This window comes from Pukyongiella litopenaei, from assembly GCF_003008555.2.
GTDB classification, from domain to species: domain Bacteria; phylum Pseudomonadota; class Alphaproteobacteria; order Rhodobacterales; family Rhodobacteraceae; genus Pukyongiella; species Pukyongiella litopenaei.
On record NZ_CP027665.1, the window covers coordinates 826491 to 843732 of the forward strand.

Below are 17242 nucleotides of genomic sequence, written 5' to 3' on the forward strand. Positions count from 1 at the left end.
CCGGCTTCTCCCGGCCGGCACACGGCGCGACCGCCTGTTCCCTCGGTCGTTCCGTCCCGTCTGTCCCGGATCGCGATCCGGGCAAAACACTGAGGCCGGCACAAGGGCCGGCCTCTTTTTTCAGGTTCGGTTGCGGGCCGGGTTCACTCTTCGAGACCCAGCGCGACAAAGCGCGGATCGCCACCGCGACGCACCAGCAGCAGCAGCGACTTGCGCCCGGCATCACGGGCCTCGTCGATGCGGTCGTCCAGCGCCTCGAGCGAAGCCACCTTCTGCTGTCCCGCCTCGGTGATCACGTCCCCCGCGCGCAGGCCCTTCTCGAAGGCTTCCGAAGCTTCGTCAACCGACATCACGACCAGCCCCTCGATGCCATCGGGGAGGCTCAGTTCCGCGCGGGCATTGTCGGTGAGCAGGCCGAGCGTGAGGCCCAGCACCTCTTTCTCGGTCTCACCGGCCGATCCGCCATCCTGCTGCAGGGCCGCCGGCACCGCGCGTTCGGCTTCCTCGCGCCGGCCCAGCGTGACCAGGACGGTCTGGGTGCTGCCGTCGCGCATCACCACCACGCGCACCGCCTTGCCGACCTCGGTATTGCCGACCTGGCGCACCAGCGACCGCGTATCGGACACGTCCTTGCCGTCAAAGGACAGGATCACGTCGCCGGCCAGCAGGCCCGCTTCCCTGGCCGGACCTTCCGGCACATCGCTGACCAGCGCGCCGGTTGCCTTGTCCAGCCCCATCGCCTCGGCCATGTCCTCGGTCACGTCCTGGATCCGCACGCCCAGCCAGCCACGGCGGGTTTCACCGTATTCGCGCAGCTGGTGCACCACCTTGGACACCACGTTGGACGCCATCGAGAACCCGATGCCGATCGAACCGCCATTCGGCGACAGGATCGCGGTGTTCACGCCGATCACCTCGCCATCCATGTTGAACAGCGGGCCGCCGGAATTGCCCCGGTTGATCGCGGCGTCGGTCTGGATGTAGTCGTCATAGCTGCCCGACAGCGCCCGGTTGCGGGCGGACACGATGCCCGACGAGACCGAGAACCCCTGGCCCAGCGGGTTGCCGACGGCGATCACCCAATCGCCCACGCGGGCGGTGTCGCTGTCGCCGAAGGTGACGAAGGGCAGCGGCTTGTCGGTTTCGATCTTCAGCAGCGCGATATCGGTGTTCGGGTCCGTGCCGATCACCTTCGCGTCCAGTTCCTCGCCGTCGAGAAACTCGATCAGGATCTCGTCGGCGCCCTCGATGACGTGGTTGTTGGTGACCACGAACCCGTCTTCCGAGATCACGAAACCCGATCCCAGCGCCGAGGATTTGCGCGGACGGTTGCCGTCGCGGTTGCGGTCCTGGAATTCGCGGAACAGATCCTCGAAGGGCGAGCCTTCGGGCACGATGCCCTGCGGGCCAGTGCGCCCCTCGACCATCGTGGTGGTGGTGATGTTGACCACCGAGGGGCTGACCTTTTCGGCCAGCGGCGCCAGGCTTTCCGGTCGCGCCTGCGCGATGGCGGCCTGCGCGACGACAAAGACCAGCGCCATCAGGCCGAGCGCGAAAGCCCGCATCCTGTAGGCCGTGCCCTGGCTGTTACGGGGAATTGCGATTGCCTGTGTGTGCACCCTGGAGTCTCCTTGATATGCACGTCAAAACGTGTGTCCTGCCGAAAGGGCATGCTGCCCTGCACAGCTCATGTGCGCAATGTAATGGCCTGCGGAACGCACGCAAAGTTTGTTGCAGCCCATCAAGAGCATGTGAGCGGGTGAGAGCCATTATCCGCCGACCCGTCACCGCCGCCCGGCTGCCGGCCGCCCGGTCAGGCCCCCAGCCAATGCGCCAGCCAGAGCAGGATCAGCCCGCTCACCAGCGCCAGCGCGCCCAGCTGCCGGCGCGCCTCGACCGGCAGCTCGCGCAGCAGTTCCAGCATCCGTTCCACAAGCGAAGGGGCCAGCACCCAGGCCAGCCCCTCCACGATCAACACCAGCCCAAGTGCCAGAAGCACATTGGTCATCAGTCGCCAGCCGCCCCCGACGGCTCGCCCGTCGGAGATCTCATGTAGTTGAAGAACTCGGAATCCGGCGACAGCACCATCGACGAATTCGACCCTTTCAGGGCCCGGCCATAGGCGGTCAGAGACCGGTAGAATTCAAAGAACTCCTCATCCGCGCCAAAGGCTTCGGCAAAGATCGCGTTGCGCTCGGCATCCGCTTCACCGCGAATGATCTCGGCCTCGCGCTGCGCTTCGGACACCAGTTCGACCACCGTGCGGTCGGCCTGCGCGCGCACCCGCTGCGCCGCTTCTTCACCCCGGGCCACCTCGTCGGCCGCCTCGCGTTCGCGTTCGGCGCGCATCCGGGCAAAGGTCGCCTCGAGGTTGGCCTGCGGCAGGTCGGTGCGCTTCAGCCGCACGTCGATCACCTCGAGCCCCAGCGCGCGCGCCTCGGCGATCGCGCCGTTGCGGATGCGCAGCATCAGCGCGGCACGGTCGGAACTGAGGATGTCGTCGGAACTGACCGAGCCGAGTATCTCGCGGGTCTGGGCGCGCAGGATCGAATCGAGCCGCGATTCGGCCGCCGGCACGCCGCCGACGCCCACCGCCTGCCGGAACTGGCGCACGTCCGAGATCCGGTAGCGGGCGAAGGCATCGACAACCAGGCGCCGGTCGTCGAGCGGGGTCACTTCGAGCGGCCCGACCTCGCGGCCGAGGATCCGGTCGTCATAGCGCACCACCTCCTGGATCAGCGGGATCTTGAACGCCAGGCCGGGGTCTTCCTTGACCGTCACCACGCGCCCGAATTGCAGCACCAGCGCCTTCTCGCGCTCGTCCACGATGAAGATCGCCGACAACAGGCCGACAACCACGACCACCAGCAGCGGCAGCAGGATTCTGGACATCTTCATCAGTTGCTCTCCGTCTGGCTGCCGCGCCGCAATTCATTCAGTGGCAGGTAGGGCACGACCCCCTGGCCGCCGCCCGTGGCATTGTCGTCGAGGATGATCTTGTCCACGTCGCCCAGCACCTGTTCCATGGTTTCGAGATAAAGCCGCTTGCGGGTCACGTCGGGCGCCTTGGCATATTCCCCGAGCACCGCCGAGAACCGGCTCGCCTCACCCTGGGCCTCGTTGACCACGCGGGCACGATAGCCTTCGGCCTCTTCCAGCGTCTGCGCCGCTTCACCGCGCGCCCCAGCGAGAACCCGGTTGGCATAGGCATCGGCCTGTTTCTCCAGCCGGTCGCGTTCCTGGCCCGCCGACTGCACCTCGCGGAAGGCATCCTTGACCGGTTCCGGCGGGTCGGCCCCGTCAAAGTTGACCCGGATGATGTTCATGCCGCTGTCATAGCTGTCGAGCGTCGACTGGATCAGTTCCTGCAACCGGTCGGCGATGATGCCCCGGTCGCGGTTGAGGATCGGCGCGAGATTCGACTGCGCGATGATCTCGCGCATGGCAGATTCCGAAACCGCCTGGATCGTCAGCCCCGGATCGCGGAGGTTGAACAGGAATTTCGCCGGGTCCGAGATGTTCCAGACCACCTGGAAATCGATATCGACGATATTCTCGTCGCCGGTCAGCATCAGTCCCGCATCACCCCCGCGCGAACCGGCGCCGATCTCCTCGGTCTGTTCGCGGGTGACCGGGATCACCTCGGCGGTCACGAAGGGCCAGGGCGCAAAGTTCAGGCCCGGTTCGCCGATCGCGGAAAACTCGCCCAGGAACAGTTCGACCGACTGCTCTTCGGGTTTGACTGTGTAGAAACTGGCCACGCCCCACAGCACCAGCGCCGCGACCACGCCGAGCCCGACCGTGCCACGGGTCAGCCTCGGCCCGCCATTGCCGCCGCCGCGCCCGGGGCCGCCATCGCCGCCCCGGCCCGAACCGCCGCGCCCGCCCATCAGCACGCGCAGCTGTTCCTGGCCTTTTTTCATCAATTCGTCGATCTCGGGGATCTGGCCGCCCTGCGGGCCCTGATCGCGGCCGCCGCCGCCACGCCTGCCGTCGCGATCGTCGCCGCCGTTGTTGCCCCGGTTGCCGCCGCCGCCCCAAGGGCCGCCGTTGTTGCCTGCCATCTCCGCTATGCTTCCCTTCTCCTGCCGCGTGTCGCGGCCATGTTTGCCAATCTACGCCGCCCGGCGCCGCATCACAATCAGGTCGCGCGTGACGCCGTGCGCATGGTGACGAGTTCCTCGGACATGGTCGGGTGCACCGCCACGGTCCGGTCGAAATCTTCCTTGGTGGCGCCCATCTTCACCGCGATCCCGGCCAGCTGGATCATCTCGCCCGCGCCGGGCGCAACGATATGGCACCCCAGCACCCGGCGCGTCGTCCGGGACACGACCAGCTTCATCAGCACCCTGTCGGGCTGTCCGGCAAAGCTCTGCTGCATCGGCTTGAAGCTCGTCGAGTAGATTTCGACCGGCTCCTGCGCCGCCGCGTCCTCCTCGGACAGGCCCACCGTTCCAAACTCGGGCTGGGTAAAGATCGCCGTCGGGATCAGGTCGTGATCGACCGGCGTCGGGTTGCCCCGGAACACGGTTTCGACGAACCCCATGCCTTCGCGGATCGCCACCGGCGTCAGGTTGACCCGGTCGGTCACGTCGCCGATGGCGTAGATCGACGGAACCCCGGTCTGGCTGTAGCGATCCACCGCCACGGCACCGTTGCGCCCAAGGTCGACCCCCAGGTCAATCAGCCCCAGCCCGGCCGTGTTTGGCACCCGCCCGGTGGCGAAGATCACGGCATCGAACCGCCGTTCGCCACCCTCGGTATCGCTGACCACCACGGCGTCGCCGTCACGGCGCAGCGCGCTGGCATTGATATTGACGCAGAGTTCGACCCCCTTGTCGCGCATCCCGTCCGCGATCACGGCGCGGGCCTCTTCGTCGAAGCCGCGCAGGATCTGCGGCCCGCGGTAATATTGCGTCACGGCGACGCCCAGCCCGTTGAGAATACCGGCGAATTCACAGGCGATGTAACCGCCGCCCAGGATCAGCGCGGTCTTCGGCAGCGCCTCGAGGTGAAAGATGTCGTTCGAGGTCAGGCCCAGCTCGGCCCCCGGAATATCCGGTTTGACCGGGTGGCCGCCGGTGGCCACCAGGATGTGCCGGGCGCTCTTGCGGGTGCCATCGGCCAGTTCGACCTCGTGCGGCCCGGTGACCCGCGCCCGCTGGTCGAAGGTTTCGACCCCGTTCGATTTCAGGATATTGCGATAGACCCCTTCCAGCCGGTCCAGTTCCGCGTGCAGCCGGGTCCGGAACGCCAGCCAGTCAAAGGTGCCGGCGCGGATGTCCCAGCCAAAGCTCTGCGCGGCGGCGGGCATGTCGGCAAACTCGCTGGCGAACACCATCAGCTTCTTGGGAACGCAGCCACGGATCACGCAGGTGCCGCCATAGCGGTCTTCTTCGGCCAGCGCGACACGGGCCCCGGTTTCACCTGCCGCGACACGGGCCGCGCGCACGCCGCCCGAACCGCCGCCGATCACGAACAGATCGTAGTCGAACGCCATTCGCTTTACCCCTGTTCCGCCGCCAGTCGCCCGCGCAGCGATACGCTGCCATCCTCATGGCCGATCACGACCGAGTCACAGATATCAATGAACAACCCGTTTTCAACTACGCCAGGCACATGATTCAGCGCCGCCGACAAGGCGCGCGCATCGCCGATGCGCCCCAGGTGAAGATCCAGGATATGGTTGCCCTCGTCGGTGACAAAGGCCGCCCCGTCGCGCATCCGCAACACCGTTTCACCCCCGTCCACATCCATGTTTTCAAGGGTTCGCGCGACCAGCGCCTGCGTCGTTCGCCACCCGAACGGGATCACCTCGACCGGCAGCGGGAACGCGCCCAGCGTGGCGACCTCCTTGCCCGCGTCGGCGATCACGACCATGCGATCCGAGGCCGCCGCGACGATCTTTTCCTGCAGATGTGCCCCGCCGCCGCCCTTGATCAGGGTCAGGTCGGCGTCGAACTCGTCGGCCCCGTCGATGGTCAGGTCGAGCCGGCCCGCCTCGTTCAGCGTCACCACCTCGATGCCCTCGCCGCGGGCCTGTTCGGCGGTCCGGGTCGAGGTCGGAACGGCGGTGAACCGCAGCCCTTCGTCACGCAGGCGTTCGCCCAGGCGGGACACCAGGAACGCGGCGGTCGATCCGGTCCCCAGCCCCACCTTCATCCCGGTTTCGACCAGGTCCGCGGCGCGGCGGGCCGTGGCGCGTTTGGCGATATCCGACGGCGACAGGTCAGCAGGCATCAGGCTTCTCCGAAACAGCGATTTCGGCGCCTTATAGGCGGTTTGCCGGGGGGGTGCGAGGGGCCAAATGCCCCCGGTCGCCGCGACCGGCAGCCATGCGGCGCCCGCCCGTGCGGGGACGGCCGTCCGCTTCTCCCCGGACAAGGGTCGCAAACCGGCTGTTGTCCCGGGTCCGGTTGGCCTATCACTCGGGTCAGCAAGGCCCCGACCCGAGGAGATCGCATGTTCCTGTCCGTGTTCGACATGTTCAAGGTGGGTGTCGGCCCGTCCTCGTCGCACACGATGGGGCCGATGGTGGCCGCCGCCCGGTTTCTCGACCTGATGCGCGCCTCGCCGTTCCGGTTCGCCGGGCTGCGGGCATCACTGCACGGCTCGCTCGCCTTTACCGGGGTGGGCCACGCCACCGACCGCGCCACCATCCTCGGGCTGGCCGGGTTCAGCCCCGACACCTATGACGCGGAAGCCGCGGACAGGACCCTGGCGGAGATCAAGGCCAGCCACCGGATCGCCCATGACGATCTCGGGGCGTTGCAGTTCAATCCGGCCGCGGATCTCGTGTTCGACTATGACGAACCGCTGCCCGGCCACGCCAACGGCATGGCGCTGATGGCGACCGACGCGCAGGGCGACGTGATCCTGCGCGAGGTGTATTACTCGATCGGCGGCGGTTTCGTGCTGACCGGGGCGGAACTGGCCGCGGGCAAGGCCACCGATGACGGCACCCCGGTCCCCTACCCGTTCAAGAGCGCGGCGGAAATGCTGGAAATGGCGCGCAAATCCGGCAAATCCATCGCCGCGATGAAACGCGCCAACGAGGTGTCCCGCGGCGACGAGGCCAGCCTGGCACGCGGCACCGCGCGGATCTGGGACGTGATGAACGCCTGTATCGACCGGGGCCTGGCCACCGAAGGCACCCTGCCGGGGGGGCTGATGGTCCACCGCCGCGCCAAGGCGATCCATGATGCGCTGCGCGCCGAACAGGGGCTGAACCTGACCGCGCCGCATACCATCAATGACTGGATGAGCGTCTATGCCATGGCGGTGAACGAGGAAAACGCCGCCGGCGGACAGGTGGTCACGGCCCCCACCAACGGGGCCGCGGGCGTGGTTCCGGCGGTGATCCGGTATTATCTCGACCATGTACCCGGTGCCTCCGCGGCCCATGTCGAGGATTTCCTGCTGACCGCCGCCGCAATCGGCGGGCTGGTCAAGTTCAACGCCTCGATCTCGGGCGCCGAAGCGGGCTGCCAGGCCGAGGTCGGCAGCGCCAGCGCCATGGCGGCGGCCGGGTTGTGCGCGGTGATGGGCGGCACGCCGGAACAGGTGGAAAACGCCGCCGAAATCGCGCTGGAGCATCATCTCGGCATGACCTGCGACCCGGTCCGGGGGCTGGTCCAGGTGCCGTGCATCGAACGCAACGGGCTGGGCGCGATCAAGGCCGTGTCGGCCGCCAGCCTGGCGCTGCGGGGCAATGGCACGCACCTGGTGCCGCTCGATGCCTGTATCGAAACCATGCGCCAGACCGGCATCGACATGTCGGCGAAATACAAGGAAACCTCGCTGGGCGGGCTCGCCGTGAACGTGCCGAACTGCTAGGCCGCGCCACGCGCGGCCCGCGGGGCCGGATCGCGCCGGTCGCGTCGCCCCCGGTGCCTTGCATCTTTCCACCGGCACAGGGTTTGCGATAGCGTCGCGCCATGCCTCATGATCGCCCGGTTCTGGGCATCCTCCTCATGCTCGGTTTCTGCATCCTCGCCCCGCTGGGCGACGCGCTGGCCAAGCTCCTCGGCCCGCTGGTTCCGCTCGGGCAGCTCCTGCTGGCGCGTTTCGCGCTGCAGGCGGCGATGCTGATCCCGATCATCCGCGCCACGGGGCGCACCTGGCGTTTTGGCAGGCGGGTGCTGGGCCTGACCGTGCTGCGGACCGTGCTGCATATCCTGGGCATCGGAGCGATGTTCACCGCACTGCGCTATCTGCCGCTGGCCGACGCGGTGGCGATTGCCTTCGTGATGCCGTTCCTGATGCTGCTGCTCGGCTATTATGTGCTGGGCGAAGAGGTCGGGCTGCGCCGGCTGGCCGCCTGCGCGGTCGGGTTCGCCGGCACGCTGATGGTGATCCAGCCCAGCTTTGCCGAGGTCGGGTGGCCCGCGACGCTGCCATTGGGGGTGGCGGTGGTGTTTTCTCTCTTCATGCTGGTCACGCGCCGGATCGCCAAGGAAACCGACCCGATCGCGCTGCAGGCCGTCAGCGGGGTGATCGCCACGCTGATGCTGGTGCCGGTGCTGCTGCTCGGCCAGGCCTTTGACTTCGCACCGCTGGCGCTGAAACTGCCGACCGTCACCGAAGCCCTGCTGGTGGCGGCCATCGGGGTGATCGGCACCCTGGCGCATCTGCTGATGACCTGGTCGCTGCGTTATGCGCCCTCGGCCACGCTGGCGCCGATGCAGTATCTCGAGATACCGGTGGCGACGCTGATCGGCTGGATCGTGTTTCGCGACCTGCCCGACGGTCTGGCCGCACTGGGTATCTGCGTGACCATCGGCGCGGGGCTCTATGTGGTGATGCGCGAACGGGCGCTGGCCCGCTCGGCGGGGGTGCCGGACGCGGTGCATATCACTGGCGCGCCGGATGAACCGGCGCAGCGGCAAGGGCCGGGATAACGTCGCCCAGCCGCACCCGCGGCAGGATCACCAGCAGCCCCGGCCCGTCGGTGTCCAGCCCGACCGGCCCCGTCGCCACGTTCGACGTTCCGATCCGGCCACCCGGCGCCAGCTCCAGCCCGTCGATCGGCCAGCGCAGCCCCGTCGAGCGCCCGGTCGCCGGGCACAGCGGAAACAGCGACACCACATCTCCGGACGCGACGGGGACCACGATGCGCGGCGGCGCGTGGAAAACCACCTCGCGTTCGCCGATCAGCACGCAACGCCGGTCGCAATGGCGCAGCAAGGTGCTGAGCGCGGCCAACTGGTGATCCATCCGTGCGCCCAGGAACCCGGCGGCAACCACAACCGGCGCCTGAATGTTCCGCAGCGCCTTGTCGAAATCGGTGCTGTCCTGTTCGGTGATGCGGTGCAGTCGGTCGGCCGGCAGGGCCGCGCGGCTGCGGTCGTCCAGCGAATCGAAATCGCCGAACACCGCCACCGGCATATGCCCGGCCCGCAGCGCCGCCCGCGCCCCGCCATCGGCGGCGGCGAGCGTCGGCGCATGGGACAGGGCCAGGTCCAGGTCACCCGGATATAGCGCACCGCCCCCGAGCAGGGTGACGGGTTGCTCCGACTGAAGAATGGGCTGTTGCATGGGCGCCTTAATGCCTTGTTCAGCCATTGATCTCAATCTGTCCGCAGTTGGACAAGGGGGATCGGATGACGCGCGACGACAGGCCAGGGGCGATGCTGCCGGTTGTGATTTCGCTGTCCTGCGGCGGGTATGGGTGCCGGCTGGAATGGACCGGGGACGCGCCGGCCGACCTGGCCGGTCTGGCGGGTTACCTGCGCGATCTCGCCGGGCGGCACGGAGCGGAGCCGGCCCCTCCCGACAGCCACGCGCTGGCCGGGATGCTGGTCAGGATTCTGGCCCAGGACAGTGGCCGCAGGGTGACGCTGCGCGACGATGACGGATCGCCGGTGCTGGTCGTGGGGCCCGTCGGGGCCGGGTCGGGCCGCGAGGCTGACATGGCCCGGCTGATGTCCGGGCTGGACAACCGGATGAGCACCGCCGAAACCGTCACCTCCCCCGGCGACCTGCTGCAACAGCGCATCGCCGCAACGCTCGCCTCCGCCGATGACGGGCAGGCCGCGCCCGATGCCGAGGCGGCCTATCGCGACGATCTCGATCAGCTGGTGAGACCCCGCCGCCCATCGGTCCGCACCGGCCGGACCGCGCGGCCGGGGCAGGCCATGCCCGGATCCACCGCGTCCCCGCCGGACCGGGGCGGTCATGACCCGCGCTCTGGCCAGCACTCTGGCCCGCCGCTCGCGCCGGTGCGGCCCCGGCGGGTGAACGATCCCGCCGATGTCGTGACCGGGTTCGCGGCATTTCTGGCCGGAACCGGCGCCACGACACCAGAGGCGGTGGTGCTGGCCGCAATCGAATGGGTTGGCCGGTCGGCGGACGCCGCCGGGTTCACCCGGCGGCAGGTCTTGCGGTTGGTCCGCAGTGCCGCACCGATCAGCCGGGCCGAGGCCTTCGCCGCCTTCGATGCCCTGCTGGCCGATGGCCAGATCGAGGAACGGGGCTTTCGGCACTTTGTCCGGGCCGCACCGGACAGCCCCGGCGCAACAGAGACCTAGGGTCGATCCTCGGGCCCGTCACCGGCATCGGGGTCCGCCTGCCCCACGCCGCGGAAGATGAACCGGAACGGCAGCGCCCACAGCAGGCCGAGGACCACATAGACGATGAACTCGAGCCAGATCGGCGGCCGGTCCAGCCAATTCAGCACCGTGACCACGGCGACGATATAGAGCGGCAGGCCGACCAGCAGGATGACCAGTGACCAGCGGCGCCGGGCCTTGTAGGACAGGGCCATCAGTCAGCGAAAGGGTCGGTGACGAGAATGGTGTCCTCGCGCTCGGGCGACGTGGACAGCAGCGCAACCGGGCAGTCGATCAGTTCCTCGACCCGGCGCACATACTTGATCGCGTTCGCGGGCAGGTCCGCCCAACTGCGCGCGCCTTCGGTGGATTCGCTCCAACCCGGCATCTCCTCGTAGACCGGCACGCAGCGCGCCTGGTGGTCGGCCGCCGTGGGCAGGTGGTCGATGCGCTGGCCGTCGAGCTCGTAGCCCACGCAGATCTTCAGCGTATCGAACCCGTCCAGCACATCGAGCTTGGTCAGCGCGATGCCGTTGACGCCCGAGGTGGCGCAGGTCTGGCGCACCAGAACCGCGTCGAACCAGCCGCAGCGGCGCTTGCGCCCGGTGACGGTGCCGAATTCGTGGCCGCGTTCCCCCAGCCGTTGGCCGTCATCGTCGTTCAGCTCGGCCGGGAACGGGCCTTCGCCGACACGGGTGGTATAGGCCTTGACGATGCCCAGCACGAAATCGATCGACCCCGGCCCGATGCCGGTGCCGGTGGCCGCCTGCCCGGCGATCACGTTCGACGAGGTGACAAAGGGGTAGGTTCCGAAATCAATATCCAGAAGCGCGCCCTGCGCGCCTTCGAACAGGATGCGTTTGCCAGCCTTGCGCTTTTCGTTCATCACCTTCCAGACCGGCGCGGCATATTCGAGGATGCCGGGCGCCACCTCACGCAGCTGCGCCAGCAGCGCCGCCCGGTCCACCGGGTCGAGCCCGAGGCCACGGCGCAGCGCGTCATGATGGGCCAGCGCACGATCCACGCGCAGTTCCAGCGTGGCCTCGTCGGCCAGGTCGGCGACCCGGATCGACCTGCGGCCGACCTTGTCCTCATAGGCCGGGCCGATGCCACGCCCGGTGGTGCCGATCTTGGCCACCGCCACGGCGGCCTCGCGGGCGCGGTCCAGTTCGCCGTGGATGGGCAGGATCAGCGGCGTGTTCTCGGCGATCATCAGCGTCTCGGGCGAAATCGTCACGCCCTGCCGGCGCAGGCCCTCGATTTCCGAGACCAGGTGCCACGGGTCCAGCACCACGCCATTGCCGATCACCGAGAGCTTGCCGCCGCGCACGATACCCGACGGCAGCAGCGACAGCTTGTAGACCTCGCCGTCGATCACCAGCGTATGCCCGGCGTTGTGCCCGCCCTGGAACCGCGCGATGACGTCGGCGCGTTCCGACAGCCAGTCCACGATCTTGCCCTTGCCCTCGTCACCCCACTGGGCGCCGACTACCACGACGTTGGCCATGCCGGATCCTTTCGCTGATTGCCTGCAAACCGGCGCCGGTATAGCTGCACCCCGTGCCGGGTGAAACAGCGATTTTGACGGCATGCCGAGAATAGTGAACGCAACGGCAGGGGTGCCCCGTCCCGCCCCGCGGGCTAGACAGGACGCGGGCGACAGGATCAGGAGAACGCGACATGGCCGATGGCGATCTGCAAACCGGCAGCCTGCGGGCGGCACTGGACGGGCTGGAACCGCAGGGCGATGCCATGCTGGCCCCCGCGCCGGCGAACTGGATGCAGGGGCGCACCGCCTTTGGCGGCTTTACCGCCGCGCTGTTGCTGGGCGCCGTGCTGCGCGGGACCGACGACCTGCCGCCGCTGCGGTCGGCGATGATCAACTTCACCGGCCCGGTATCGGCGCCGCCGCGCCTGACCACCGAAACCTTGCGGCGCGGCCGGAACGTGACCTCGATCGCCGCCCGCGCCCGGATCGGCGATCAGGTGGCGGCGGCGGGGCTGTTTTCCTTTGGCGCCGCGCAGGACAGCCATATTCGCGCCGACGCGCCGCACCGCGACGCCCCCGCGCCCGACGCCTGCGAGCTGATGATACCGCCACAGGCCGCCCGTTTCGCGCCCGGCTTCCATCACAATTTCGACCTGCGCCTGATCGAGGGCGACCGCCCGATGACCGGGTCGCAGCGGGGCTATGTCCGGGGCTGGGCGCGGCACCGGGATCCGGCGTCGCGCAGCGGCATCGAATCGCTGCTGTGCCTGGCCGATATCCTGCCGCCGGCGGTGTTCCCGCTGTGCCGCCAGATCGGGCCGAACAGCTCGATGAACTGGATCTGCAACATTCTCGTCGACAGCCCCGAAACCGATGACGGCTGGTGGCAGGTGGAAACCGACCTGACCGCCGCGCGGGACGGGTTCAGCAGCCAGGTGATGCGGGTCTGGAACAGCGCCGGCGATCTGGTCGTGGACGGCATGCAATCAGTGGTGATCTTCGTCTGACCGCGCCGGTCAGGCCGCGCCGCCCTGCATCCGTGCCCGCGCCAGCGCGTCGGCGACCTGCCCGGTCGGCGCGGCGCTGGCAGCGGCATCGGCCAGCACCCGGTCGAGCGTTTCCGGCAGCCTCTCGATCGCCGCCAGCGCCTGGTCCTCGGTCCAGCCCGCTACCGTGCGCCCGATGGCGACGATGCCGCCCGCGTTGACCAGATAATCGGGGCAATAGAGCACGCCGCGATCGCGCAGCAGCCCGTCGACACGCGGTTCGGCCAGCTGGTTGTTCGCCGCGCCGCAGACGATGGCGCAGCGCATGGCCGCAACCGCCTCGGCGGTCAGGTCGCCGCCCAGCGCACAGGGCGCGAACACGTCGGCCCCGGCGGTGACGATGTCATCGGGCCCCGCGACAGCGGCGCCCAGTTCGGCGACGGCGCGGGCGCGGATGTCGTCGCGCGGTTCGGCGACGGTCAGGCGCGTGCCGCGTTCATGCAGCATACGCGCAAGGGCGAAACCCACATTGCCCGCCCCCTTGATCGCGACATGCACCCCGTCGAGCGACCGCCCCAGCCTGGCCTGCACCGCGCGTTCCATGCACAGGAACACGCCGCGGGCGGTGTGGGTCGACGGGTCGCCCTCGGCATCCGAGGCGCCCATCACATGCGCCGTCTCGCGTTTCACCGCGTCCATGTCGGCCACGGCACAGCCGACATCCTCGCCGGTGACATAGCGCCCCGCCAGCCCCTCGACCGCGCGGCCAAAGGCCCGCATCTTCGCCTCGGTCTTGTCCGTTCGCGGATCGGCGATGATCACCGCCTTGCCGCCGCCCAGCGGCAGCCCCGCCAGCGCGTTCTTGTAGGACATGCCCCGCGACAGGCGCAGCGCATCCGCCAGCGCCGTCATCCCGTCGGGATAGGGATGGATCCGGCACCCGCCCGCCGCCGGGCCCAGCGCCCGGTCGTGAATGGCGATGATGGCACGCAGGCCCGATGCCGGATCGGCGTGGAACACCACCGATTCGTGGCCGTCATGGTCGGGATGCGAAAAGACGCCGGTTTCGTGTGACATGGCTCACCTGCCCTCGTGACGCTGCGGAAGCCGCCCCAGATACAGCCAAACGCGATCGCGACGCAACCGTGGCGGCGGGCCGGTTCAGGCCGGCTGCGCCGCCGTTTCTCGTCGCTCGTCCCGGCCGAAGAAGACCAGGTAGAGCACCGGCGCCGCGACCAGCGTGAGCACAGTGGCAAAGGCCAGCCCGCCCATGATGGTCACCGCCATCGACTTGAAGAACGCATCGGTCAGCAGCGGCACCATGCCCAGAATGGTGGTCACCGAGGCCAGCATCACCGGGCGCAGGCGCGACACCGACGCGGTCACGATCGCCTCGCGCAGGGGCTGGCCCTCGGCCCGGACCAGGTCGATTTCCTCGACCAGGACGATGCCGTTCTTGATCAGCATCCCCGACAGGCTGAGCAGCCCCAGAAGCGCGGTGAAGGTGAATGGCAGGCCGGTGCCCAGCAGCCCGATCACCACCCCGTTCACCGACATCGGCACCAGCAGCCAGATGATGACCGGCTGGCGCAGGGCGTTGAACAGCAGCACCGAGATCAGCACCATGATCAGCAGGCTCAGCGGCAGCTGCTTGCCCAGCGCCTCCTGCGCCATCTTCGAATCCTCGTATTCGCCGCCCCATTCCATCCTGTAGCCCGGCGGCAGCTCCATCGCCTCGATCGGCCCCATGACCTCGGCCTGGACGGTGGCGGCGGTCACGTCATGCGGGATGTCCGCGCCCACGGTGATCGTCGCCACCCGGTCGCGGCGATGCACCAGCGTGTCGAGGGCCTGGTACTCGAACCCGTCGACCATCTGTTCGATCGGCACGAAATCCTGCGCGGTCGCGGAATAGACGATCTGGTCCATGACGTTGTAGCTGTCCGCCCGCGGCCGGCGGATGACGATCGGGATCAGGCGGTCGCGTTCGCGGAACACGCCGCCGGTGACGCCATCGGTCGAGAACAGCAGCATGCTGGCGATGTCGTCGCGGCTGACCCCGGCGGTTTGCGCCCGGTTGGTCGCATAGACCGGCCGCAGCACCAGTTCCTGTTCGTGCCAGTCCTGCCGGATGCCGGTCAGGTGGTCCGAGCTCGCCGCGAGGATCCGCGCCGCCTCGGCGGCCAGATCGCGCAGCACGGCGGGGTCCTTGCCAGAGAACCGCACCTGGATCGGGTCGCTGCCGCCGGGCCCGAACACCAGCCGCTTGGTGCGGAACTCGCCTTCGGGGAAACGCGCGGCCCCGACCGCCTCCAGTTCCTGCTGGAGCGCGGGAATGTCCTGCAGCGACCGGGCGCGGATGATCATGTGCCCGTAGCTCGGGTTCGGTTTCTCGGCGGAATAGGTCAGCATGAACCGCGTGGCCCCCTGCCCGACGAAAGTGGCGACCGAAACCACCTCGTCGCGGTCCTTCAGCCAGTCCTCGATCCCGGTCAGGTGATCCGACACCGTGCCGATCGGCGTGCCCTGCGGCAGCTTGTAATGGACGAAGAACAGAGGTGTGTTCGAGTTCGGAAAGAACTGTTCCCTGAGCATGCCGAAGCCCACGAAACACGCCGCGGTCACCACCACCAGCCCGGCCAGCACCAGCCAGCGCAGTTTCAGCGCCAGCCGCAGGTTCCAGCCATAGAGCCGGAACAGCCAGCCGCCATAGGCGTCACCGTCATCGGCGCGGCCCTGTTCGAACAGGTAATGGCCCAGCATCGGCGTCACCGTCAGCGCCAGCAGCCAGGACAGCAGCAGCGAAATCCCGATCACCGCAAAGAGCGAGAACAGGAATTCGCCGGTCGCATCCGGCGACAGGCCAATCCCGGCAAAGGCCATGATCCCGATCACCGTGGCCCCCAGGAGCGGGACCTGGGTCTTGCCCGCGACCTCCTCGGCCGCCTCGACCGACCCGCGCCCCTGCCGCATGGTGATCTGCATGCCCTCGGCCACGACGATGGCGTTGTCCACCAGCATCCCCATGGCGATGATCAGCGCGCCCAGCGAGATGCGCTCCATCTCGATCGACAGCAGGTTCATGAACAGCAGCGTGCCCACCACCGTGAGCAGCAGCGTCGTGCCGACCACCACGGCGGCGCGCCAGCCCATGAACAGGCCCAGCACCGCGACCACGATCGCCACCGACATCGCCAGGTTGACGAGAAAGTCGTTCGATGCCTGTTCGACCACCACATGCTGCTGGTAGATCGGGTGCAGGTCGACGCCGAACGGGATCTCAGGCGACAGTTCGGCCAGCTTGGCATCGACCCGCTTGCCCACTTCGACGATGTTCTCGGTCGCCAGCCCGGCCACGCCCAGCGTAAAGGCCTCCTGCCCGTCGAACCGGACGATCAGGTCGGGGTCGCTCACCCGCCCGCGATGCACATGGGCCATGTCGAACAGGTTCACCACCCGCCCGCCGACACCCACCGACAGCCCGCCGATGGCGGACACGCTGTCCGACCCTTCGGGGGCGAGGATGCCCACCCGCGAATCGCCGGTGGTGACGGCCCCCGCCGGCGCCACCGAATCCGCGGTCGCGATGGCCTGGGCGATGGCCTGAACGGGCACGTTCTGGTTCACCGACAGGGCCAGGTCCGGCTCGACGAAGATCGCCTCTTCGGGCAGCCCCGCCACCTCGACATCGGCCACCCCGTCGACGGTCAGCAATTCGCGCCGCAGAAAGGTGGCCAGTTCGTGTTTTCCGGCATCGGTGAACCCCTCGGCCGTGACCGCCAGGAAGATGCCGAACACGTCGCCGAACCCGTCATTGACCAGCGGCTGGCCGACGCCCTCGGGCAGATAGCGCGCCGCATCCCGGATCCGGGCCCGCATCCGGGTCCAGATCTCGGGCAGTTCCGAGCCGTCATAGATCGACTGGATCTCGACCTCGATCAGCGACAGGCCCGGCCGGTTGACCGAGGTGATGATATCCACCTCGCCCATCTTCTGAAGCGCGGATTCCAGCGGCTCGGACACTTCCAGCGCCACCTGTTCGGCGGTCGCGCCGGGATAGGCGGTCGAAATCACCGCCTGCTTGATGGTAAAGGCCGGATCTTCGAGCCGGCCCAGCGACAGGAAGCCCCAGATGCCGCCGAACAGGAAGATCAGGATGATCAGCCAGGTATAGATCGGCCGTTCGATGGATATGCGCGCAATGCTCATCGCGGGAC

The 17242-nt window shown here is 68.4% G+C and carries 15 protein-coding genes; 4 read left to right on the forward strand and 11 right to left on the reverse strand.

Annotation, left to right across the window (positions count from 1 at the left end):
- Nucleotides 1-143 precede the first annotated feature (143 nt).
- The 6 genes from C6Y53_RS04115 to rpiA form a co-directional block, all read right to left on the reverse strand.
- The gene (locus C6Y53_RS04115; RefSeq protein WP_106471269.1) at nucleotides 144-1565 is read right to left on the reverse strand and encodes a Do family serine endopeptidase; all 1422 of its coding nucleotides are present in this window, start codon (nucleotides 1563-1565) and stop codon (nucleotides 144-146) included.
- 248 nt (nucleotides 1566-1813) lie between these two features.
- Nucleotides 1814-2008, reverse strand: coding sequence for a DUF2065 domain-containing protein (locus C6Y53_RS04120; RefSeq protein ID WP_106471270.1), 195 nt, complete (start codon nucleotides 2006-2008; stop codon nucleotides 1814-1816).
- Complete coding sequence (gene hflC / locus C6Y53_RS04125) at nucleotides 2008-2898, reverse strand: protease modulator HflC (protein ID WP_106471271.1); 891 nt, start codon at nucleotides 2896-2898, stop codon at nucleotides 2008-2010. Before hflC ends, C6Y53_RS04120 begins: the two co-directional genes overlap by 1 nt.
- Nucleotides 2898-4064, reverse strand: a complete 1167-nt coding sequence (gene hflK / locus C6Y53_RS04130) for an FtsH protease activity modulator HflK (RefSeq protein WP_106471272.1) — start codon at nucleotides 4062-4064, stop codon at nucleotides 2898-2900. Before hflK ends, hflC begins: the two co-directional genes overlap by 1 nt.
- 77 nt (nucleotides 4065-4141) lie before the next feature.
- Nucleotides 4142-5500 carry a glutathione-disulfide reductase gene (gene gorA, locus C6Y53_RS04135; protein WP_106471273.1) on the reverse strand — a complete coding sequence of 453 codons (1359 nt, stop codon included), beginning with the start codon at nucleotides 5498-5500 and terminating at the stop codon, nucleotides 4142-4144.
- Between the two features lie 5 nt (nucleotides 5501-5505).
- A complete protein-coding gene (gene rpiA / locus C6Y53_RS04140; protein WP_106471274.1) occupies nucleotides 5506-6240 on the reverse strand; it encodes a ribose-5-phosphate isomerase RpiA in 735 nt (244 codons plus the stop codon).
- A 222-nt stretch (nucleotides 6241-6462) separates the two neighbouring features.
- Between rpiA and C6Y53_RS04145 the strand changes: the two genes are divergently transcribed.
- On the forward strand, nucleotides 6463-7836 hold the full coding sequence (locus C6Y53_RS04145) for an L-serine ammonia-lyase (protein WP_106471275.1): 1374 nt from the start codon (nucleotides 6463-6465) through the stop codon (nucleotides 7834-7836).
- Between the two features lie 101 nt (nucleotides 7837-7937).
- Nucleotides 7938-8900 carry a DMT family transporter gene (locus C6Y53_RS04150; RefSeq protein ID WP_106471276.1) on the forward strand — a complete coding sequence of 321 codons (963 nt, stop codon included), beginning with the start codon at nucleotides 7938-7940 and terminating at the stop codon, nucleotides 8898-8900.
- Here the strand turns inward: C6Y53_RS04150 and C6Y53_RS04155 are convergent.
- Nucleotides 8854-9537 (reverse strand): thiamine diphosphokinase, encoded by a 684-nt coding sequence (locus tag C6Y53_RS04155; protein ID WP_106471277.1) that lies wholly within the window; start codon nucleotides 9535-9537, stop codon nucleotides 8854-8856. The two genes, C6Y53_RS04150 and C6Y53_RS04155, sit on opposite strands and share 47 nt — an antisense overlap.
- A 65-nt stretch (nucleotides 9538-9602) precedes the next feature.
- Here C6Y53_RS04155 and C6Y53_RS04160 point away from each other — a divergent pair, with 65 nt between their 5' ends.
- A complete protein-coding gene (locus tag C6Y53_RS04160) occupies nucleotides 9603-10529 on the forward strand; it encodes a hypothetical protein (protein WP_149615452.1) in 927 nt (308 codons plus the stop codon).
- Here the strand turns inward: C6Y53_RS04160 and C6Y53_RS04165 are convergent.
- Both C6Y53_RS04165 and C6Y53_RS04170 read right to left on the reverse strand, forming a co-directional pair.
- The gene (locus C6Y53_RS04165; protein ID WP_106471279.1) at nucleotides 10526-10765 is read right to left on the reverse strand and encodes a DUF2842 domain-containing protein; all 240 of its coding nucleotides are present in this window, start codon (nucleotides 10763-10765) and stop codon (nucleotides 10526-10528) included. The two genes, C6Y53_RS04160 and C6Y53_RS04165, sit on opposite strands and share 4 nt — an antisense overlap.
- The gene (locus C6Y53_RS04170; protein WP_106471280.1) at nucleotides 10765-12057 is read right to left on the reverse strand and encodes an adenylosuccinate synthase; all 1293 of its coding nucleotides are present in this window, start codon (nucleotides 12055-12057) and stop codon (nucleotides 10765-10767) included. The genes C6Y53_RS04165 and C6Y53_RS04170 overlap by 1 nt, the downstream gene beginning before the upstream one ends.
- 173 nt (nucleotides 12058-12230) lie before the next feature.
- Here C6Y53_RS04170 and C6Y53_RS04175 point away from each other — a divergent pair, with 173 nt between their 5' ends.
- On the forward strand, nucleotides 12231-13046 hold the full coding sequence (locus tag C6Y53_RS04175; RefSeq protein WP_106471281.1) for a thioesterase family protein: 816 nt from the start codon (nucleotides 12231-12233) through the stop codon (nucleotides 13044-13046).
- Between the two features lie 9 nt (nucleotides 13047-13055).
- Here C6Y53_RS04175 and C6Y53_RS04180 read toward each other — a convergent pair whose 3' ends face one another.
- Both C6Y53_RS04180 and C6Y53_RS04185 read right to left on the reverse strand, forming a co-directional pair.
- Complete coding sequence (locus C6Y53_RS04180; protein WP_106471282.1) at nucleotides 13056-14102, reverse strand: Glu/Leu/Phe/Val dehydrogenase dimerization domain-containing protein; 1047 nt, start codon at nucleotides 14100-14102, stop codon at nucleotides 13056-13058.
- Nucleotides 14103-14186: 84 nt separating this feature from the next.
- On the reverse strand, nucleotides 14187-17234 hold the full coding sequence (locus C6Y53_RS04185) for an efflux RND transporter permease subunit (RefSeq protein ID WP_106471283.1): 3048 nt from the start codon (nucleotides 17232-17234) through the stop codon (nucleotides 14187-14189).
- Nucleotides 17235-17242 lie beyond the last annotated feature (8 nt).

Coding starts and splice junctions, on each gene's coding strand:
- C6Y53_RS04160 (WP_149615452.1), top strand. CDS start 9,603: ATGACGCGCGACGACAGGCCAGGGGCGATGCTGCCGGTTGTGATTTCG.
- C6Y53_RS04145 (WP_106471275.1), top strand. CDS start 6,463: ATGTTCCTGTCCGTGTTCGACATGTTCAAGGTGGGTGTCGGCCCGTCC.
- C6Y53_RS04185 (WP_106471283.1), bottom strand. CDS start 17,234: ATGAGCATTGCGCGCATATCCATCGAACGGCCGATCTATACCTGGCTG.
- C6Y53_RS04165 (WP_106471279.1), bottom strand. CDS start 10,765: ATGGCCCTGTCCTACAAGGCCCGGCGCCGCTGGTCACTGGTCATCCTG.
- C6Y53_RS04150 (WP_106471276.1), top strand. CDS start 7,938: ATGCCTCATGATCGCCCGGTTCTGGGCATCCTCCTCATGCTCGGTTTC.
- C6Y53_RS04155 (WP_106471277.1), bottom strand. CDS start 9,537: ATGCAACAGCCCATTCTTCAGTCGGAGCAACCCGTCACCCTGCTCGGG.
- gorA (WP_106471273.1), bottom strand. CDS start 5,500: ATGGCGTTCGACTACGATCTGTTCGTGATCGGCGGCGGTTCGGGCGGC.
- hflC (WP_106471271.1), bottom strand. CDS start 2,898: ATGAAGATGTCCAGAATCCTGCTGCCGCTGCTGGTGGTCGTGGTTGTC.
- hflK (WP_106471272.1), bottom strand. CDS start 4,064: ATGGCAGGCAACAACGGCGGCCCTTGGGGCGGCGGCGGCAACCGGGGC.
- C6Y53_RS04115 (WP_106471269.1), bottom strand. CDS start 1,565: ATGCGGGCTTTCGCGCTCGGCCTGATGGCGCTGGTCTTTGTCGTCGCG.
- rpiA (WP_106471274.1), bottom strand. CDS start 6,240: ATGCCTGCTGACCTGTCGCCGTCGGATATCGCCAAACGCGCCACGGCC.
- C6Y53_RS04120 (WP_106471270.1), bottom strand. CDS start 2,008: ATGACCAATGTGCTTCTGGCACTTGGGCTGGTGTTGATCGTGGAGGGG.
- C6Y53_RS04180 (WP_106471282.1), bottom strand. CDS start 14,102: ATGTCACACGAAACCGGCGTCTTTTCGCATCCCGACCATGACGGCCAC.
- C6Y53_RS04175 (WP_106471281.1), top strand. CDS start 12,231: ATGGCCGATGGCGATCTGCAAACCGGCAGCCTGCGGGCGGCACTGGAC.
- C6Y53_RS04170 (WP_106471280.1), bottom strand. CDS start 12,057: ATGGCCAACGTCGTGGTAGTCGGCGCCCAGTGGGGTGACGAGGGCAAG.